At 39.4% G+C, this 282-nt stretch carries 1 protein-coding gene; it reads left to right on the forward strand.

Features of this window, described 5'->3' with window-relative positions:
• The coding region (locus SB717_RS35180) for a kinase/pyrophosphorylase (RefSeq protein WP_410907537.1) at nt 1-282 on the forward strand (282 nt) is incomplete at both ends.

A 282-nucleotide genomic window follows, 5' to 3' on the forward strand; every position in this document is an offset into this window, starting at 1 on the left:
ATTCCCGTTTGCTCCTGATATTAGACGTGTACCGTATGTAGAAGATACAGGGACATTAAAAGAAGTGATTTCGATTGCTAAGAGTAATCAAGCACTTATATGTTTTACGTTAGTTAAGCCTGATATGCGCCAGTATTTAGTAACAGAGGCTGCAAAAGAAGGGGTAGAGGCATACGATATTATCGGCCCTCTTATTGATCAAATTGAAGAAATTACGGGGCAAGTGCCGAGATATGAGCCAGGTGTTGTCCGTAGGTTAGATGAAGAATACTTTAAAAAGAT

Source organism: Priestia sp. SIMBA_032, assembly GCF_046535215.1.
Classification (GTDB): domain Bacteria; phylum Bacillota; class Bacilli; order Bacillales; family Bacillaceae_H; genus Priestia; species Priestia aryabhattai.